Annotated in this window: 21 protein-coding genes; 18 read left to right on the forward strand and 3 right to left on the reverse strand. The window is 63.8% G+C overall.

Annotated features, from left to right (window positions below; translation table 11 throughout):
• Window positions 1-287: 287 nt before the first annotated feature.
• The 5 genes from eno to truD are packed head-to-tail and all read left to right on the forward strand — an operon-like array spanning window position 288 to window position 4,298.
• The gene (eno, locus tag ACVOLZ_RS01985) at window positions 288-1,580 is read left to right on the forward strand and encodes a phosphopyruvate hydratase (RefSeq protein WP_481514849.1); all 1,293 of its coding nucleotides are present in this window, start codon (window positions 288-290) and stop codon (window positions 1,578-1,580) included.
• 5 nt (window positions 1,581-1,585) lie between these two features.
• The gene (ftsB, locus tag ACVOLZ_RS01990) at window positions 1,586-1,969 is read left to right on the forward strand and encodes a cell division protein FtsB (protein ID WP_481514850.1); all 384 of its coding nucleotides are present in this window, start codon (window positions 1,586-1,588) and stop codon (window positions 1,967-1,969) included.
• On the forward strand, window positions 1,966-2,664 hold the full coding sequence (gene ispD / locus ACVOLZ_RS01995) for a 2-C-methyl-D-erythritol 4-phosphate cytidylyltransferase (RefSeq protein WP_481514851.1): 699 nt from the start codon (window positions 1,966-1,968) through the stop codon (window positions 2,662-2,664). The genes ftsB and ispD overlap by 4 nt, the downstream gene beginning before the upstream one ends.
• A gap of 45 nt (window positions 2,665-2,709) precedes the next feature.
• On the forward strand, window positions 2,710-3,210 hold the full coding sequence (ispF, locus tag ACVOLZ_RS02000; protein ID WP_481514852.1) for a 2-C-methyl-D-erythritol 2,4-cyclodiphosphate synthase: 501 nt from the start codon (window positions 2,710-2,712) through the stop codon (window positions 3,208-3,210).
• Window positions 3,207-4,298, forward strand: a complete 1,092-nt coding sequence (gene truD / locus ACVOLZ_RS02005) for a tRNA pseudouridine(13) synthase TruD (protein WP_481514853.1) — start codon at window positions 3,207-3,209, stop codon at window positions 4,296-4,298. Before ispF ends, truD begins: the two co-directional genes overlap by 4 nt.
• A 168-nt stretch (window positions 4,299-4,466) precedes the next feature.
• On the opposite strand, the gene ACVOLZ_RS02010 is transcribed toward truD, so the two are convergent.
• On the reverse strand, window positions 4,467-5,006 hold the full coding sequence (locus tag ACVOLZ_RS02010; protein ID WP_481514854.1) for a Smr/MutS family protein: 540 nt from the start codon (window positions 5,004-5,006) through the stop codon (window positions 4,467-4,469).
• Window positions 5,007-5,187: 181 nt separating this feature from the next.
• Here ACVOLZ_RS02010 and surE point away from each other — a divergent pair, with 181 nt between their 5' ends.
• The 5 genes from surE (at window position 5,188) to ACVOLZ_RS02035 (ending at window position 8,404) form a co-directional block, all read left to right on the forward strand.
• A complete protein-coding gene (surE, locus tag ACVOLZ_RS02015) occupies window positions 5,188-5,967 on the forward strand; it encodes a 5'/3'-nucleotidase SurE (RefSeq protein ID WP_481514855.1) in 780 nt (259 codons plus the stop codon).
• Complete coding sequence (locus ACVOLZ_RS02020) at window positions 5,964-6,641, forward strand: protein-L-isoaspartate(D-aspartate) O-methyltransferase (protein WP_481514856.1); 678 nt, start codon at window positions 5,964-5,966, stop codon at window positions 6,639-6,641. Before surE ends, ACVOLZ_RS02020 begins: the two co-directional genes overlap by 4 nt.
• A 19-nt stretch (window positions 6,642-6,660) precedes the next feature.
• Entirely contained in the window at window positions 6,661-7,275 is a 615-nt protein-coding gene (locus ACVOLZ_RS02025) for a YqaA family protein (RefSeq protein ID WP_481514857.1), read from the forward strand.
• Entirely contained in the window at window positions 7,272-8,048 is a 777-nt protein-coding gene (locus tag ACVOLZ_RS02030) for a peptidoglycan DD-metalloendopeptidase family protein (protein WP_481514858.1), read from the forward strand. Before ACVOLZ_RS02025 ends, ACVOLZ_RS02030 begins: the two co-directional genes overlap by 4 nt.
• A 125-nt stretch (window positions 8,049-8,173) precedes the next feature.
• Entirely contained in the window at window positions 8,174-8,404 is a 231-nt protein-coding gene (locus tag ACVOLZ_RS02035; RefSeq protein ID WP_481514859.1) for a hypothetical protein, read from the forward strand.
• Between the two features lie 378 nt (window positions 8,405-8,782).
• Here ACVOLZ_RS02035 and ACVOLZ_RS02040 read toward each other — a convergent pair whose 3' ends face one another.
• Both ACVOLZ_RS02040 and yhbY read right to left on the reverse strand, forming a co-directional pair.
• Window positions 8,783-9,163: an Mth938-like domain-containing protein gene (locus tag ACVOLZ_RS02040; RefSeq protein WP_481514860.1), complete on the reverse strand. Its 381-nt coding sequence runs from the start codon at window positions 9,161-9,163 to the stop codon at window positions 8,783-8,785.
• A 16-nt stretch (window positions 9,164-9,179) separates the two neighbouring features.
• Window positions 9,180-9,485, reverse strand: a complete 306-nt coding sequence (gene yhbY, locus ACVOLZ_RS02045; RefSeq protein WP_481514861.1) for a ribosome assembly RNA-binding protein YhbY — start codon at window positions 9,483-9,485, stop codon at window positions 9,180-9,182.
• A gap of 64 nt (window positions 9,486-9,549) precedes the next feature.
• On the opposite strand from yhbY, the gene rlmE reads away from it, so the two are divergent.
• From rlmE to ACVOLZ_RS02085, 8 genes are all read left to right on the forward strand, one after another.
• Window positions 9,550-10,182 (forward strand): 23S rRNA (uridine(2552)-2'-O)-methyltransferase RlmE, encoded by a 633-nt coding sequence (gene rlmE / locus ACVOLZ_RS02050; protein ID WP_481514862.1) that lies wholly within the window; start codon window positions 9,550-9,552, stop codon window positions 10,180-10,182.
• A 58-nt stretch (window positions 10,183-10,240) separates the two neighbouring features.
• Window positions 10,241-12,166, forward strand: coding sequence for an ATP-dependent zinc metalloprotease FtsH (ftsH, locus tag ACVOLZ_RS02055; protein WP_481514863.1), 1,926 nt, complete (start codon window positions 10,241-10,243; stop codon window positions 12,164-12,166).
• Between the two features lie 111 nt (window positions 12,167-12,277).
• On the forward strand, window positions 12,278-12,466 hold the full coding sequence (locus ACVOLZ_RS02060; RefSeq protein ID WP_481514864.1) for a hypothetical protein: 189 nt from the start codon (window positions 12,278-12,280) through the stop codon (window positions 12,464-12,466).
• Window positions 12,467-12,573: 107 nt separating this feature from the next.
• Entirely contained in the window at window positions 12,574-13,470 is an 897-nt protein-coding gene (folP, locus tag ACVOLZ_RS02065) for a dihydropteroate synthase (protein WP_481514865.1), read from the forward strand.
• Window positions 13,470-14,423, forward strand: a complete 954-nt coding sequence (miaA, locus tag ACVOLZ_RS02070) for a tRNA (adenosine(37)-N6)-dimethylallyltransferase MiaA (protein ID WP_481514866.1) — start codon at window positions 13,470-13,472, stop codon at window positions 14,421-14,423. Before folP ends, miaA begins: the two co-directional genes overlap by 1 nt.
• Window positions 14,424-14,515: 92 nt before the next feature.
• Window positions 14,516-14,803, forward strand: coding sequence for an RNA chaperone Hfq (gene hfq / locus ACVOLZ_RS02075; RefSeq protein ID WP_057628256.1), 288 nt, complete (start codon window positions 14,516-14,518; stop codon window positions 14,801-14,803).
• Window positions 14,804-14,817: 14 nt separating this feature from the next.
• Window positions 14,818-16,128, forward strand: coding sequence for a ribosome rescue GTPase HflX (gene hflX / locus ACVOLZ_RS02080; RefSeq protein WP_481514867.1), 1,311 nt, complete (start codon window positions 14,818-14,820; stop codon window positions 16,126-16,128).
• Between the two features lie 208 nt (window positions 16,129-16,336).
• A complete protein-coding gene (locus ACVOLZ_RS02085; protein WP_481514868.1) occupies window positions 16,337-16,831 on the forward strand; it encodes a CinA family protein in 495 nt (164 codons plus the stop codon).
• The last annotated feature ends 23 nt before the right edge of the window (window positions 16,832-16,854 follow it).

Here is a 16,854-nt window from a genome sequence, read left to right on the forward strand (position 1 = left end):
CGGGCGGCCGGCGCGGGGGGTGTCCCCCCCGGCCTTCCCGCGCGCGGCCGCCCCGCCGGGGCCGGGGGCCGCGCGGCGCGCCCCCCCCCCCCCCCCCCCCCCCCCCCCCCCACTACGGGAGGCATCAAACAAGGCCCGCCCAGCGCGGGCCTTGTCCGTTTCAGGTGCCCACGCCGCTTTCAGGCGAAAGCAACGGCCGCGCCAGCCTGCGCTTCGTTTAAACTCCCGGCTGGTTTTTGTGTTTCCCGTCGATAACAGACTCTCCTGAACGAGCCTAGCCCCCAGACATGACCAACATCGCCAAGATCCACGCCCGTGAAATCCTCGACAGCCGTGGCAATCCCACGCTGGAAGCCGAAGTCACCCTGGCCGACGGCTCGTTCGGCCGCGCCGCCGTCCCGTCCGGCGCTTCGACCGGCACCAAGGAGGCCGTGGAGCTGCGCGATGGCGACAAGACCCGTTATCTGGGCAAGGGCGTGCGCAACGCCGTAGGCAATATCAATGGCGCCATCGCCACCGCACTGGCCGGCTTCAACGCCGAAGACCAGGACGGCCTGGACCGTCGCCTGATCGATCTGGACGGCACCGAGAACAAGGGCCGCCTGGGCGCCAATGCGCTGCTCGGCGTTTCCATGGCCGCCGCCCACGCCGTCGCCGCTTCCAGGAAGCAGGCGCTGTGGCAGTACCTAGCCAGCAAGACCGGTGCCACCCCGTCGCTGCCGGTGCCGATGATGAACATCATCAACGGTGGCGCGCACGCTGATAACAACGTCGACTTCCAGGAATTCATGGTGTTGCCGGTTGGCTTCAGCTCGTTCAGCGAATCGCTGCGCGCTGGCACCGAAATCTTCCACGCGCTCAAGTCGGTGTTGAAGAGCCACGGCCTGAGCACGGCGGTGGGCGACGAAGGCGGCTTCGCGCCGGACTTCCGCAGCAACGTCGAAGCGCTGGACACCATTCTGGAAGCGATCGGCAAGGCGGGTTACAACGCTGGCGAAGACATCCTGCTGGGCTTGGACGTGGCTTCCAGCGAGTTCTACGAGAACAGCAAGTACAACCTGGTCGGCGAGAACAAGCGCCTGACCTCCGAGCAGTTCGTCGACTTCCTGGCCGACTGGGCCGCGCAGTACCCGATCATCAGCATCGAAGACGGCCTGGCCGAAAACGACTGGGCCGGTTGGAAGCTGCTGACCCAGCGTATTGGCAACAAGGTGCAGCTGGTCGGCGACGATCTGTTCGTCACCAACCCGAAGATCTTTGCCGAGGGCATCGAGTCGGGCACCGCCAACGCCATTCTGATCAAGGTCAATCAGATCGGTACCCTGACCGAAACCCTGGAAGCCATCGCCATGGCCGACAAGGCCGGTTATGCGGCCGTGGTCTCGCACCGTTCGGGCGAAACCGAAGACACCACCATCGCCGACATCGCTGTGGCCACCACTGCCACCCAGATCAAGACCGGCTCGCTGTGCCGCAGCGATCGCGTGGCCAAGTACAACCAGCTGCTGCGCATCGAGGAAGCCCTCGGCAGTGGCGCGCGCTATGCCGGTCGTGATGCGTTTGTCTCGCTCAAGCGCTGATCGTCATGCGTAATTGGCGCTGGCTGCTGCTGGTGCTGGCGGTACTGCTGGGTTTACTGCAGTACCGCTTCTGGTTTGGCCAAGGCAACTCGGGCGAAGTGATGATGCTCGAGGCGCAGGTGGCCAACCAGAAGCGTGACAACGACGGTCTGCAGCAGCGCAATGATTCCCTGGCGGCCGAAGTCCAGGACCTCAAGGATGGCGAGGCTGCCATCGAAGAGCGTGCGCGCAGCGAGCTGGGCATGATCAAGCCGGGTGAAAAGTTCTACCGGGTCGTCGAAGACGCGCCGGTAGCTGCTCCCGTGGTGCCTGCGCCTGCAGCGGCAACCGCAACGACAACGCCGGCCGGGCAGGGTAATCAGCAGTCGCCACCGGAGAACATCCCTTGATCGTGCAGACCTGGGCGGTGGTTCCCGCAGCTGGGCGCGGTGCGCGCTTCGGCGGGCCGGTGCCCAAGCAGTACCTGTTGGCCGATGGCGAGCCCTTGCTCGCCCATGCCCTGCAGTCCTTGCTCGCCCATCCGGGCGTGGCCGGGGTGATGGTGGCCATTGCCGAGAACGATGTCGATTGGCCGGGCTGGACCTCGTTTGCCGACAAGCCGGTGCTGACCTGTGTGGGTGGAGAGACCCGCGCGGCGTCGGTATTGGCGGGCCTACAGGCTTTGCCCGACAGCGTACGTGCCGATGATTTCGTGCTGGTCCACGATGCGGCCCGGCCAAATCTTGCAGCGACCGATCTGAGCCGTTTGCTGGAAGTAGGGCGCGCTGATCCGGTTGGCGGCATTCTTGCCGCGCCGGTGCGCGACACGCTCAAACGAGCTGGCGATGACGGCGGCATTGACCGCACCGAGCCACGCGAGCGGTTGTGGCGCGCGTTGACCCCGCAGTTGTTCCGCCGCCATCAACTCACCCGCGCGCTGCTCGATGCCGCCGCCGCCGGGGTTGAAGTCACTGATGAAGCGATGGCGATGGAGCGGCAGGGTGTACGCCCGTTGCTGGTCGAAGGTGCGGAAAGCAATTTCAAGGTCACCACCCCCGCCGATCTGGCCCGTTTCGAATTCGAGCTGTCGCGGCGCGGCAGCTGATCCCTTGCCGGCGCGTTGGCGTCGGCTCTGCCAAGAAGTATTGCCATGAACTCTTCTGTTTCCTTCCCTCCCATCCGTATCGGCCAAGGCTATGACGTGCATGCCTTTGGTGAGGGCGACCACATCATGTTGGCCGGCGTGCGCGTAGCGCATAGTCGCGGCGTGCTGGCACATAGCGATGGCGATGTGGCGTTGCACGCATTGTGCGATGCCATGCTCGGCGCGCTGGCGCTGGGTGATATCGGCGTGCATTTCCCGCCTTCCGATGATCGCTGGAAGGGCGCGGACAGCAGTCGCTTCGTCACCCATTGCAATGAGCTGCTGCGCGCGCGTGGCTGGCAGGTTGGAAATGTCGATATCACGGTGATCTGCGAGCGGCCCAAGGTGGGCCCACATGCGTTGGCGATGCGCGAGAAAGTCGCGCAGCTGTTGGCGATCGATCTGGACCGGGTCAGCATCAAGGCCACCACCAGTGAGAAGCTGGGCTTCACCGGTCGCGAAGAAGGCATTGCCGCGCAGGCCGTAGCCTTGTTGGTGGCCGCATGATCGCGCTGCCGCTGGCCTTTGGCGAACCGGTTCTGACTGCGGCGATCCGCAGCGTGCCGGAAGATTTCCAGGTCGATGAAATTCCCGCCTTCGAAGCAACCGGCGAGGGCGAGCACCTGCTGCTCGACATCCGCAAGCGCGGAGCCAATACCGTGGCCATTGCCAAGCGGTTGGCGCAGTGGGCTGGCGTGCCGGAAATGGGTGTCAGCTATGCCGGGCAGAAAGACCGGCATGCGGTGACCACGCAGCGCTTCAGCGTGCATCTGCCGAAGAGGGTCGCCCCGGATCTGGCGCTGCTGGAGTCGGATGAGCTGCATGTGCTGGCATCGACCTGGCATAACCGCAAGCTGCAGCGTGGCGCGTTGGCGGGCAACCGCTTCAAGCTGGTGCTGCGTGGTGTGCAGGGTGACAAGGCGACCATTGAGGAGCGCCTGCAGATTGTCGCGGCGCGTGGCCTGCCGAACTGGTTTGGTGAGCAGCGGTTTGGTCGCGATGGCGGCAATGTGCCGGCTGCGCTGCAGATGTTTGCTGGCCGTCGGGTGCGCAAGGATCAGCGCTCGATGCTGCTGTCCGCCGCACGCTCGGCCTTGTTCAATCGCGTGCTCGCCGCCCGCGTTGAAGCGGGCAACTGGGACACCGCACTGGAAGGCGAGGTGTGGATGCTCGACGGCAGCCGCTCGGTGTTTGGCCCGGAGCCGATGAGCGATGTGCTGGCCGAGCGTCTGGGGCGATTCGATATCCATCCCAGTGCGCCGTTGTGGGGCATTGGTGAGCTGCGTGCGACCGATGCCGCACGGGCGCTGGAAGATCAAGCGCTGGGTGATGAGCAGGCCTTGGCGCTGCGTGCCGGTCTGGAACAGGCCGGGCTCAAGCAGGAGCGTCGCTCGCTGCGGCTCAAACCGTCGCTGATGCAGCACCAATGGCTGGCCGAAGACGTGCTGGAAGTGTCGTTCGCCTTGCCGCCGGGCTGTTACGCCACCGCAGTGCTGCATGAACTCGGTGAAGTGACCGACGCCAGCCGCAATGAAATTGCGGGCGCTCCGGCAGCTGAAGCCGATGCATCGAGCGAAGAGAGCGCCGCTGACTGAGTACGGCTGGTCAGATCGCAGCCCGGGTAAGCGCAGCGCACCCGGGAAGTGGGATCCAGTGGTACTTCAGTATTCGTCGCGAACAACCCCGGGTGCGCTGCGCTTATCCGGGCTACGGAGACTGCAGTGCTGCGCCGTCCACGCGAACAGACTGGCCGAGCGGGCCGCTCAGCGGTTGGTCAGTAATACAAGTACCGCACCGGTTCCGCCCTGGGTGGGCGGCGCCGAATGAAACGCCAACACGTCATTGCGCTGGCGCAGCATGCGATCGACCAGGTTCTTCAGCACCGGCGCACCGCCGTCTGATTGCAGGCCCTTGCCGTGGATGATGCGCACGCAGCCGTGTTCATGTGCGCGTGCTTCCAGCAGGAACTGGCGCAGCAGGTTCTCGGCCTGGGCTGCGGTGGCGCCGTGCAGGTCCAGTTCGTCCTGTACTGAATACTGGCCACGTTTGAGCCGCTGGAACATCTGCGGTGGCAGGTTGTCGCGCCGGTAACTGGCGTTGTCGCCGGCTTCCAGTGGTTTGCTGGAACGTAACAGGCGGGCGAATTCGCCCAATGCCTCGGATTCATCCTGTTCGGCCATGCGCGCGCGCGGCTTGGGCCGTGGTTTGCCCGCAGCCGGTGCCTCCACCTGGCGCATCGGCGTCACTTCGCCAATGGCCGAGCGGAACAGTGCGGCGTCATCTTCTTCATCTGGGTACGACATTCCTACAGCGTAACGTGCGCGCGGTCGCAGGCAAGTCCCTCGAGGGTGGAAAGTGCCGCAGCGCATTCCGGTATCATGGCCGCTCAGGTCGGTCCGTCACGGTGATGTACTAACCGGAGGTTCCGGCGATTGCGGCGCTGAGTGGGAGCGTCGCGTGTTGATCCAGTAACCCAGGCCTTTAATGCGCGTACTTGTATCAAATGACGATGGTGTGGACGCCCCCGGCATCAAGATGTTGGCCGAGGAGCTTCGCAACGCCGGACACGAAGTCACCGTGGTGGCGCCGGACCGTGACCGGTCGGGTGCCTCCAACTCACTCACGCTGGATCAGCCGGTGCGTCTGCGCCGCATTGATCACTACACCTGTGCGGTGGCGGGGACGCCCACCGACTGTGTGCACCTGGCGCTGACCGGCATGCTCGAATTCGAGCCGGATATCGTGGTGTCAGGCATCAACAATGCCGCCAATCTCGGCGACGACGTGATCTATTCGGGCACGGTGTCGGCGGCGATGGAGGGGCGCCACCTCGGCCTGCCCTCGGTGGCGGTGTCGCTGGTCACGCACAAGCACGAAGCCAAGAACTTCGTTACTGCCGCGCGTGCCGCGGTGGAGATCGTGTCCCGGCTGATCGCTGACCCGCTGCCGGCCGACACCATCCTCAACGTCAACGTGCCGGACCTGCCTTGGGACGAGATTCGTGGCTTCGAGGTGACCCGGCTTGGTAACCGCCATCGTGCCGAGGCTTGCGTTCCGGCGACAGATCCGCGCGGTAACACCGTGTACTGGATCGGTCCGGCTGGCAGCGAGCAGGACGCCGGCCCCGGTACTGATTTCCATGCCGTGCGCACCGGGCATATTTCCATCACCCCGATCCAGGTTGACCTGACCCGCTATTCGGCCTTGGAAAAGGTCGCCAGCTGGGTAGGTGGTCTGACCGAAACGCTGGGGAAGCCTGAATGACGCCGCGCATGCGCCTGCAGCCGGAGGCCGTGGGTATAGGCATGACCTCGCAGCGGGTGCGTGATCGTCTGGTTGATCGCCTGCGCGAAGTGGGCATTGCCGACGAGGCTACGCTCAATGCCGTGCGCGTGGTACCGCGCCATCTGTTCATTGATGAGGCGCTGGCCTCGCGCGCTTACGAAGATACTGCGTTGCCGATCGGCCATGGCCAGACCATCTCCCAGCCTTGGGTGGTGGCGCGGATGACCGAGGTGGTGTTGGCGGTCGCGCCGAAGAAGGTGTTGGAAGTCGGCACCGGCTCGGGCTACCAGGCCGCCATCCTCGGCGCGCTGGGCCTTGAGGTATTCACCGTCGAGCGTATCGGCGACCTGCTGCGGCAGGCGCGCAAGCGCTTCCGGCACCTGGGCATGAACATCCGCACCAAGCATGACGACGGCCGCATTGGCTGGCCTGAGCACGGCCCGTATGACGCCATCGTGGTGACGGCTGCCGCGCCGGCGCTGGTGGATGCATTGATCGACCAGTTGGCCGTGGGCGGCCGCTTGGTCGCGCCGGTTGGCGGGCCCGGCGGACAGGTGCTGTTGCAACTGACCCGGCAAGCCGATGGCACCATTACCCAGGAAGAGCTGGCACCGGTGAGCTTCGTGCCGTTGTTGCCGGGCATGCTGGACTGAGAACAGGATTACTCACTGAATGAAGATTTTCGGGCCGCTATACGACCGTGCCATGGTCTGGGCCGCCAACGAGCGCGCGCCCACCTATTTGACCGTGCTGAGTTTCATCGAGGCGATCATTTTCCCGGTGATGCCGGAAGTGATGCTGATGCCGATGTGCGTGGCGCAGCCGCGCAAAGGCTGGCGCTTCGCCTCGCTGAGCCTGGCCGGTTCGATGGTCGGCGCGATGGTGGGTTACGCACTGGGGCATTACGCATTTGAGGTGCTGAAGCCGGTGTTCGAGGCGATGGGCATGCTGCCGGCGATCGAAAGTGGCATCGCCACCCTGCAGGCCAAGATGGCAGAGTCGCCGTGGGCGGTGTTCACCTTCCTGGTGCTGGGCGGTTTCATGCCGATCCCGATGAAGGTCTTCACATGGGCCTCGGGTATCGTTGGCGTGCCGTTGCCGCAGTATTTTTTGAGCATGCTGGTTGGGCGCGGCAAGCGGGTTTACTTGTTGGCAGCGGTGATCCGCTTCGGCGGCGCACAAGCGGCTGAGCGGTTGCGGCGCTGGATTGAGCCACTGGGCTGGATCGCCACCGCATTGGTGGTGGGCTTGGTGGCGTGGCTGGTCTGGAGGGCTAAATTCGCATGAATGCATTGATGTTGGGCAAGGGATTGAACAGGGCGCTGGCGGTGCTGGCGGTGGTCTCGTTGGCAGCGTGTGGCACTGCTACGGTGGTCAAGCCTTCGGGCGGAAGCTCAGGCTCGTCCAGTTCGACCACGCCGCGTACCTCGGTGGCCAAGCCTGGACAGACGGCGGTAGTGCGTCGTGGCGATACCTTGTTCGGTATCGCCCGGATCAACAACATCACCCCGCGTGATCTTGCTGCCTGGAATGGCTTGTCCGAGCCTTACACGATCTATCCGGGGCAGGCCCTGCGCCTGTATCCGGGCGGGGCGACGGCTGCTCGGCCGGCAACCGGTGGTTCGACGACGGCCGCCACGCGTCCGGTAACGCCGCCAACGGTAGTTACTCCGACCCCGGTCAATAGTGGCATCGGCTGGCGCTGGCCTGCGGACGGCGCTCTGGTAGGTCGTTTCGTTGCTGGTGAGGCCACCAAGCAGGGCGTGGATATCGCCGGCAGCAGTGGCCAGGCAGTACGTGCCGCCGGCCCGGGCGTGGTGGTGTATTCCGGCGCCGGTCTGGTCGGCTATGGTGAGCTGATCATCATCAAGCACAATGACCAGTGGCTGTCGGCCTACGGCCACAACCGCAAGCGCCTCGTCAATGAAGGGCAGAGCGTGAAGGCAGGCGACCAGATCGCTGAGATGGGCCGTACCGGTACCTCGCGCGACATGCTGCACTTTGAAATCCGCTACAACGGCAAACCGGTAGATCCACTGGTTTACCTGCCGAACCGCTGAGTGTTCGCGGTCCCGCCCTGATCATTGGGCGGGACCTGCAGCAGATATGTTGCGCCCACGAATCGTGGTGGTGACAGGATTGCCGGGGTGTCGCGACGGCATCCGCGGTTTGAGAAGGAGGGGGGATGCAGAAGCCGAAGTACTGGTTCCAGGCCGCAAGCCACGGGCAGGGTTGGAGTTGGCCGCTGGCTTGGCAGGGCTGGGTCGTATATGCGCTGGTGGCGGTGCTGTTGGCGGCGGCTTTTCTGCTGTTTCCGCCTACGATCAAGCCGGTCGCGTTCGCCGGTTTTCACGCTTGCGTGGCCCTGTCGATGCTGCTGGTGTGTTGGCTGAAGGGAGAGCCGCTGACTCGTTAGATAGCGACATGAAGAATCCGGTATCACCGGGTTTTCGATATCTGTAGGTGTGGCAGGAGATTCGGCCGGCGTTTCCGGCGTTGCAGCTTTACCTGTAGTGCCGAGCCATGCTCGGCAGCGGCTTTCCCGGTGATGCGTCAATGCGCACCGCACTTGTGGGAGCGGCGTAAGCCGCGAGGCTGATGAACTAGCTGATGCCTTGGCGGTAAGGCCCCTGCCGAGCATGGCTCGGCACTACAGTGCGGCATCCAGCTTTGCTGGCACGGACTGCGGGTCAGGTGTCGTTGGGATTGCCGGCATGTCTGCGGGCTGCTAAACCGTCAGCTTCGCGGCTTGCGCCGCTCCTGCAAAAATGCCCCGACGCAGCATGGCTGCGCGCTACGGGGCACTTTCCAGAATGATGGCCATCACCACGCGGCGGTTTTCACCGGCCAGCACGTTGTAGGTGCGTGCGGCCGAGGCGTTGTTCATCACCTCGATGCCGATGCCGCGGGTCAGGCAGGCCGCCATGATCGCGGCCGGCGGGAAGATCTGCTTCTCACCCGTACCAAGGATCACCAGCGCCGGATTCAGTTCCAACGCTGCGTCCAGATCTTCGGCGCGCAACTCGGCCACCGAGGCAACCGGCCAGTCTTCAATCAAACTGTTCGGCGCAAGGATGAAGCTGCGGCTCAGTGCGCGGTCGTTTACCTGCGCATTGCGACCATCGGCCGAGCGCAGGGAATAGATGTAATCAGGAAGCTCGCGACTGAACTGCATGGGTATTCCTCGGCAATCAGCCGCGCGGCAGCACGATCTGGCGCTTTTCCTTGGCCGGGCGGTACAGCACGGCGACGTGGCCGATGCGCTGTACCAGGGCGGCGCCGCTGGCCTGGACCAGCTCATCGATCAGGGTATCGCGGGCTTCGCGGTCTTCTGCAGCAACCTTCACCTTGACCAGCTCATGGCGTTCCAGCACCTCGTCCAGCTCGGCCAAAAAGGCCGGAGTGACCCCTTTGCCACCGATCTGCAGCAGTGCTTTCAGGTCGTGCGCGGTGCCGCGCAGGAATCGGTTCTGGGCCGAGGTCAGGACGATGGACATGCAGGACTACAGGTAATCAAGGGGGTTCAGGGTATCATGACCACCCCTGTGAGCCCCATTGCCGATGCCTTCCCGTAGCAAAAGTAGCCAGCGCTGGCTGAAAGAACACTTCTCCGATCCTTTTGTGAAAAAGGCCCAGAAGGAGGGCATGCGCTCGCGCGCGGCCTACAAACTGGAGGAGTTGCTGGAACGTGACCGGCTGCTGAAGCCGCATATGGTGGTGGTCGATCTGGGCGCCGCGCCGGGTGGCTGGTCGCAGCAGGTGCGCAGGCAGATGGGCGATACCGGCCGCGTATTGGCCTTGGATATTTTGGAGATGCCGCCCTTGGCTGGCGTGGAGTTCCTTCACGGGGACTTCAGGGAGCAGGACGTTCTATCAGCATTTGAAGCCATGCTTGGGAATCAGCCGGTAGACCTTGTGCTGTCGGATATGGCCCCCAATAAGAGTGGTATGGATGCGGTTGACCAGCCGCGGATGATGCACCTGGCGGAGTTGGCGATGGATTTTGCCGACAACCATCTCAAGCCGGGCGGGGCGTTCCTGATCAAGTTGTTCCAGGGCGTCGGCTTTGATGACTACGTGCGTGAAATGCGCCGTCGTTATGACAAGGTCGCCATTCGCAAACCGGACGCTTCACGCAAGCGTTCATCCGAGGTTTATGCCTTGGGGCAGGGCAAGCGTACCCAGATAAAGTAAGCTCAGCCATACGACTTTTCAGCATTTAGTATCTAGAGGGACACCGGAGCCGATGAGGATGAACGACCTGACCAAGAACCTCCTGTTATGGGTGGTTGTCGCCGTCGTGCTGATGGTGGTGTTCCAGAGTTTTGCCCCGCGCAGTGGGGCAGCCGCCGCTGGCGATGCACGCAATTACACGCAGTTCCTGCAGGAAGTGGATGCTGGCCGGATCAAGTCGGTTGAATACACCGACAAGACCACGTTGACCACCAACCATCTGCGCTTCAAGCGCGCTGACGGCTCCGACGGCGCGCTGTATGCGCCGGCCGACCCGAAGCTGCTGGATCAGCTGTATTCCAAGAATGTTGAAGTTGCCCGTCAGGAACCGGCTGGCCCGAGTTTCTGGGGCATCGTGCTGCAGTTCCTGCCGATACTGCTGCTGATCGGCTTCTGGATCTTCATGATGCGTCAGATGCAGGGCGGTGGCGGCGGTGCCAAGGGCGCGATGTCCTTCGGTAAATCCCGCGCCAAGCTGCAGGGCGAAGACCAGATCAAGGTCACCTTCGCCGATGTTGCAGGCTGCGACGAAGCCAAGGAAGAAGTCGGCGAGCTGGTCGAGTTCCTGCGTGATCCGTCCAGGTTCACCAAGCTGGGCGGCAAGATCCCGCGCGGTGTGCTGATGGTCGGTCCGCCGGGTACCGGTAAGACCTTGCTGGCCCGTGCCATTGCCGGCGAGGCCAAGGTGCCGTTCTTCGCGATCTCCGGTTCGGACTTCGTCGAGATGTTCGTCGGCGTCGGCGCCAGCCGCGTGCGCGACATGTTCGAGCAGGCCAAGAAGCACGCGCCTTGCATCATCTTCATCGACGAAATCGATGCCGTGGGCCGTCACCGCGGCTCGGGCACCGGCGGTGGCCACGATGAGCGCGAGCAGACCCTGAACCAGATGCTGGTCGAGATGGACGGCTTTGAAGGCGGCGAAGGCGTGATCGTGATCGCTGCCACCAACCGTCCTGACGTGCTGGACAAGGCGCTGCTGCGTCCGGGCCGTTTCGACCGCCAGGTCATGGTCGGCCTGCCGGACATCAAGGGTCGCGAGCAGATCCTGCGCGTGCACCTGCGCAAGGTGCCGGCCGCCGACGACGTGCGTCCGGAAGTGCTGGCGCGCGGTACCCCGGGTTTCTCCGGTGCCGATCTGGCCAACCTGATCAATGAAGGCGCCCTGTTTGCGGCTCGTCGCAACAAGCAGGAAGTCGACATGAAGGACTTCGAGGACGCCAAGGACAAGATCTACATGGGTCCCGAGCGCCGCAGCATGGTCATGCGTGAGGAAGAGCGTCGCAATACCGCTTATCACGAGTCCGGCCACGCTGTTGTCGCCATGTCGCTGCCCAAGGCCGATCCGGTCCACAAGGTCACCATCATGCCGCGCGGTTGGGCCCTGGGCCTGACCTGGCAGCTGCCGGAGCATGACCACATCAGCAAGTACAAGGAGCGCATGCTGGAAGAGCTGGCGATCCTGTTCGGTGGCCGTATCGCCGAGGAGATCTTCGTCGGTGAGATGTCGACCGGTGCGTCCAACGACTTCGAGCGTGCAACCAAGCTGGCCCGCGCCATGGTCACCAAGTACGGCATGTCCGATGTGTTGGGCATCATGGTCTACGCCGATGAAGAAGGCGGCTATGGCATGCACAGCAAGACCATTTCCGAGGCCACCCAGCAGAAGGTGGACGCGGAGATCCGTCGCATCCTTGACGAGCAGTACAACGTTGCCTACAAGATCCTGGATGAGAAGCGCCAGATCGTCGAGGCAATGACTGCCGCGCTGCTGGACTGGGAAACCATCGACGCCGACCAGGTCAAGGCGATCATGGAAGGCCGCAAGCCGTCACCGCCTGCAGGTTGGGTGGACAAGGGCGGCAACAACGACCGTGCCGACGATGGCAAGGGTGGCGATGCCCCGCAGCCGGTGGCGCCGATCACCGATCCTGCCGGCCAGCACTGAGCCCGCAGTATCAACGCAACCAGAACGGGCCGGTTTTCCGGCCCGTTTTTTATGCGTCAGGCCCTGCACTGGGCGAGAATGGCGTCACTTTGGTTTTCTCAGGTTTTTCCCATGAATGATGCTCCGTCGCCGCCCAAGGCACCCTCGGCCAATGTGCCGGAGATGATCATCGCCACCGTGGCCGGTGTCGGTTTCGGGGTGAAGACCAACAACTTCCTGGCTGGTATTTTCATCGGCGTGGTGCTGGGCGTGATCCTGAGCCTGATCGGCAGCCGGATCCGTGCCCGCAACAAGCACTGAGGCTTGATGCCGCCGCTCCTGTAACACGGTGGGATTGACCGGTGACTTAGCTGGAGCGCCGTTGCGGTGGCTTAAACTAGGCGCTGTTGCAGTCCGCCGGAGCGCCCATGTTTGATGTTTTCCCAACCCTTGAATGTGGCGAGCGTACGCTGCGGCTGGATCGACCGCAGGTGATGGGCATCGTCAACGTCACCCCGGATTCGTTCTCCGATGGTGGCCAGCATGCCGACACTGCCGCTGCCGTCGCGCATGCCTTGGCACTGGTCGAACAGGGGGCTGATCTGCTGGATATCGGTGGCGAATCCACACGGCCGGGAGCAAGCCCGGTATCGGTGCAGGAGGAAATTGACCGCGTCGTGCCGGTGATCGAAGCGTTGGTCGCGCAGGTGGCAGTGCCACTGAGCGTGGACACGTTCAAGCCGGAAGTGATGCGCGCTGCTTTGGCGGCTGGTGCGCACATGATCAATGACGTGCAGGCGCTGCGCCAGCCTGGGGCGTTGGAAGTGGTTGCTGCATCCAAAGCTGCGGTCGTGCTGATGCATGCCGTTGGCGGCCCTTACGACGCGGGCGTTGCGCAGGCCTACGTCGATATTGCGGGTGACGTGCAGCGTTTCCTCGCCGAGCGGATTTTCTCCGCCGAGATGGCCGGTATCGGGCGCAAACGCCTGCTGCTGGATCCTGGTTATGGATTCAACAAGGACACCGCGCAGAATTTTGCCTTGCTGGCGGCACAGGATCGCTTGAATGATCTGGGCGCGCCGGTGCTGGCGGGCTTCTCGCGTAAGCGCTGCATTGGTGATGTCACCGGGCGAGCGCTTGCTGCAGAGCGCATGGCCGGTTCGCTGGCCGCGCACCTGCTGGCGGTGCAGAAGGGCGCGATGATGGTGCGCGTGCACGATGTGGCTGCGACTGTGGATGCGCTCAAGGTGCTGGCTGCGTTCGATGCGGTACCTGCACCGCGTGCCGACAAGCCTGCAATGCCGCGCTGGCCGGACGAGGATTGATGGGCATCGATCAACGGCCCTTGGCCATTGCCTTGATGGGCCCGACCGCCTCGGGCAAGACCGCGGCGGCGATTGCTTTGGCCAAGGCCTATGACGGTGAGATCGTCAGCGTCGATTCGGCGCTGGTCTACCGTGGTTTGGACATTGGTGCAGCCAAGCCGGACGCCGCCGAGCAGGACGGCATCCGCCATCACCTGCTGGATCTGCGCGATCCGTGGCAGACCTATTCGGCGGCGGAGTTCTCCGCTGACGCGACAGCTGCGGTGCGTGACATCGTTGCACGTGGCAAATTGCCGATCCTGGCCGGCGGCACCGGGCTGTACTTTCGTGCCTTGCTTCAGGGGCTGTCGCCGATGCCTGAGGCCGACCCGGAGATGCGCGCGGCCATTGCCGCCGAGGCCGAGGTCTGCGGCTGGCCGGCCTTGCACGCGCAGCTGGCAGCTATCGATCCGGTCGCCGCAGCGCGTATCCACGCCACCGATCCGCAGCGCATCCAGCGGGCGTTGGAGGTGTATCGACTGACCGGCAAGCCGATCAGCTATTGGCAGGGTTTGCCGGGGATCGCGCGCCTGCCGGCACGGGTGCTGAAGCTGGTACTGGCGCCGGCTGACCGCGCGGTCCTGCATCAACGGATAGAGCGCCGCTTCGACCTGATGCTGGAGCGCGGCTTTCTGAACGAGGTGCGGGCGCTGCGGGCGCTGCCGCAGATGACTGCGGTGGCTGCGCCCTTGGACCTGCCGGCGGTACGTGCGGTGGGTTACCGGCAGGCCTGGCAGTTCCTGGACGGGCAGGGCAGCGCCGGCGAGTTCCGCGACAAAGGCGTGTTTGCGACCCGCCAACTGGCCAAACGACAGCTCACCTGGCTGCGCGGCGAGCTGGATGCGCGCTGGTTTGACCCGGTTCGGGACATGTCTGGTGTGCAGAACGCGGTTTCCCGCTTTGTGCAAGGCTGAGCAAGCGCGTGGCGGTGTACCATCAGGGTTCCGGACGGGCAGGGGATGCCGCCATCGGTCCGGTCCATAAAAACAATAACGAGGAGTAGACGATGTCCAAGGGGCAGTCTTTGCAGGATCCGTTTCTGAATGCGTTGCGCCGCGAGCGCGTGCCGGTTTCGGTCTACCTGGTAAATGGCATCAAATTGCAGGGCACGATTGAGTCGTTCGACCAGTTCGTGGTGCTCCTGCGCAATACCGTCAGCCAGATGGTCTACAAGCACGCCATTTCCACCGTGGTGCCGGCGCGTAACGTGCGCGTGGGGCCGGGTGGTGGCTATGTGCAATCGGGTGACGGAAGTCAGGCAGCTGATGACGAAATTGACAACGACAACGAATAAGCAGGTGGCGGCGCATGTTTGACCGCTCTAAAAAGGGCGAACATGCGCTGTTGATCCAGCCGCATGTTGGCCGGCTGGAAGAAGATGTATTGGAGGAGTTCACCGATCTGGCGCGCTCGGCCGGGGCGACCATTGCCGCGACCATCAGTGCGCGCATGGATAGGCCGAACCCATCGACGTTGATCGGCAGCGGCAAGCTGGAAGAAGTGAAGGCTGCGGCCGACGCCACCGGTGCAGATCTGGTGCTGGTCAACCATCAACTCAGCCCGGTACAGGAGCGCAACCTTGAGCGCTACCTGGAGCGCCGGGTGATTGATCGCACCGGTCTGATCCTGGACATCTTTGCCCAGCGTGCGCATAGCCACGAAGGCAAGCTGCAGGTTGAGCTTGCGCAGTTGCGGCATATGGCGACGCGGCTGGTCCGCGGCTGGACCCACCTTGAGCGTCAGCGTGGTGGTTCCATCGGCCTGCGTGGCCCGGGTGAAACCCAGCTGGAAACCGATCGCCGCCTGCTGCAGAAGCGGGTGGAACAGCTGCAGAAGCGGCTGGAGAAGGTCGAGGTGCAGCGTACCCAGATGCGCCGTGCACGCGTGCGCAGCGAAATGCCGCGTATCGCGCTGGTTGGCTATACCAATGCTGGCAAGTCCACGCTGTTCAATGCCTTGACCGGTGCTGGCGCCTACGCGGCCGATCTGTTGTTTGCGACGCTGGACCCCACCGTTCGACGTATCAATCTGCCGGGCGGCAACGCGATGTTGGCCGACACGGTCGGCTTCGTGCGCAACCTGCCGCACGATCTGGTGGCGGCGTTCCGCTCGACCCTGTCCGAGGCGCGTGAGGCGGATTTCCTGCTGCATCTGGTCGATGCCGCCGATCCGCTGCGCGAGGAACGCATCGCCCAGGTCGATGAAGTGTTGGAAGCCGTCGGTGCCGGCGATCTGCCGCAGCTGCTGGTGTTCAACAAGATCGATCGCATCGAAGGCGCCGAAGTGCGCCACGACGCGCAGGATGGTGTGCCGGACGAATCACGGCGCGAGCGGGTATGGGTTTCCGCGCGTGATGGCCGTGGTCTGGAACTGCTGCAATCGGTGTTGGGCAAGCGCCTGGGCCTGCAGCATGTCACCGGTCAGATCCGTCTGCCGCCAAGTGCGGGCCGCCTGCGCGCACGCCTGCACCAGTTGGAAGTCATCCGCAGCGAGCAGGCCGATGAAGAAGGCTGGCTGATCGAGGTTGATATCCCGATTGCTGAAGCCGAAAAGCTGGCAGCAAGCGAGGATGGTGGCGTGATCCGACCGCTGCTGCCGGAAAAATTGCCTGAGTGGTGATTCAGGTGGGAAGAGACAGCCGGCCCCGTGCCGGCTGTTTTGTTTTGTAGGAGCGGCGTAAGCCGCGAAGCAGGGGTTCCCGAAGCTGGTAGCACCCGTGCAATCTGATGATGTGTCGGCTTAGCGGCTTAAGCCGCTCCTACAACTCCCACGCGGGCGTTATCTGCGGTAAAACGTAAGGGTTCTCCGCCCAGCCCCCTTTACCGCAATGTCCAATCCAACCGATGCCGATCTCAATGCCCTGGCCGCCGTGCTCGGCGAACGCCTGCAGCAGGCCTCCCTGCAGCTGGTAACCGCGGAAAGCTGCAGTGGCGGCTGGATTGCCAAGAGCATGACCGATATCGCCGGCTCCTCGGCTTTCTTCGACTGCGGCATGGTGGTTTACAGCTATGAAGCCAAGCAGCGCCTGCTCGGCGTCCGCGCGCAGACACTGGAGCAGTTCGGTGCGGTCAGCCGCGAAACCGTGCTGGAAATGGTGGCCGGTGCGTTGATCAATTCCGGCGCTGGAGTAGCAGTGGCGGTGACCGGCATCGCCGGCCCCGGCGGCGGCAGCCCGGGCAAGCCGGTCGGCAGCGTCTGGATAGGCTGGAAGCGGCGCGGCGGCTATGCGCGCGCGCAGTTGTTCCAGTTCGATGGCGACCGCGATGCCGTACGCCGGCAAACCGTGGAAGCTGCATTGCGCGGCATCGACGAGCATCTATGACATGCTGGCCCGGCCAGCAACCG

Source organism: Stenotrophomonas sp. STEN020 (genome assembly GCF_056760195.1).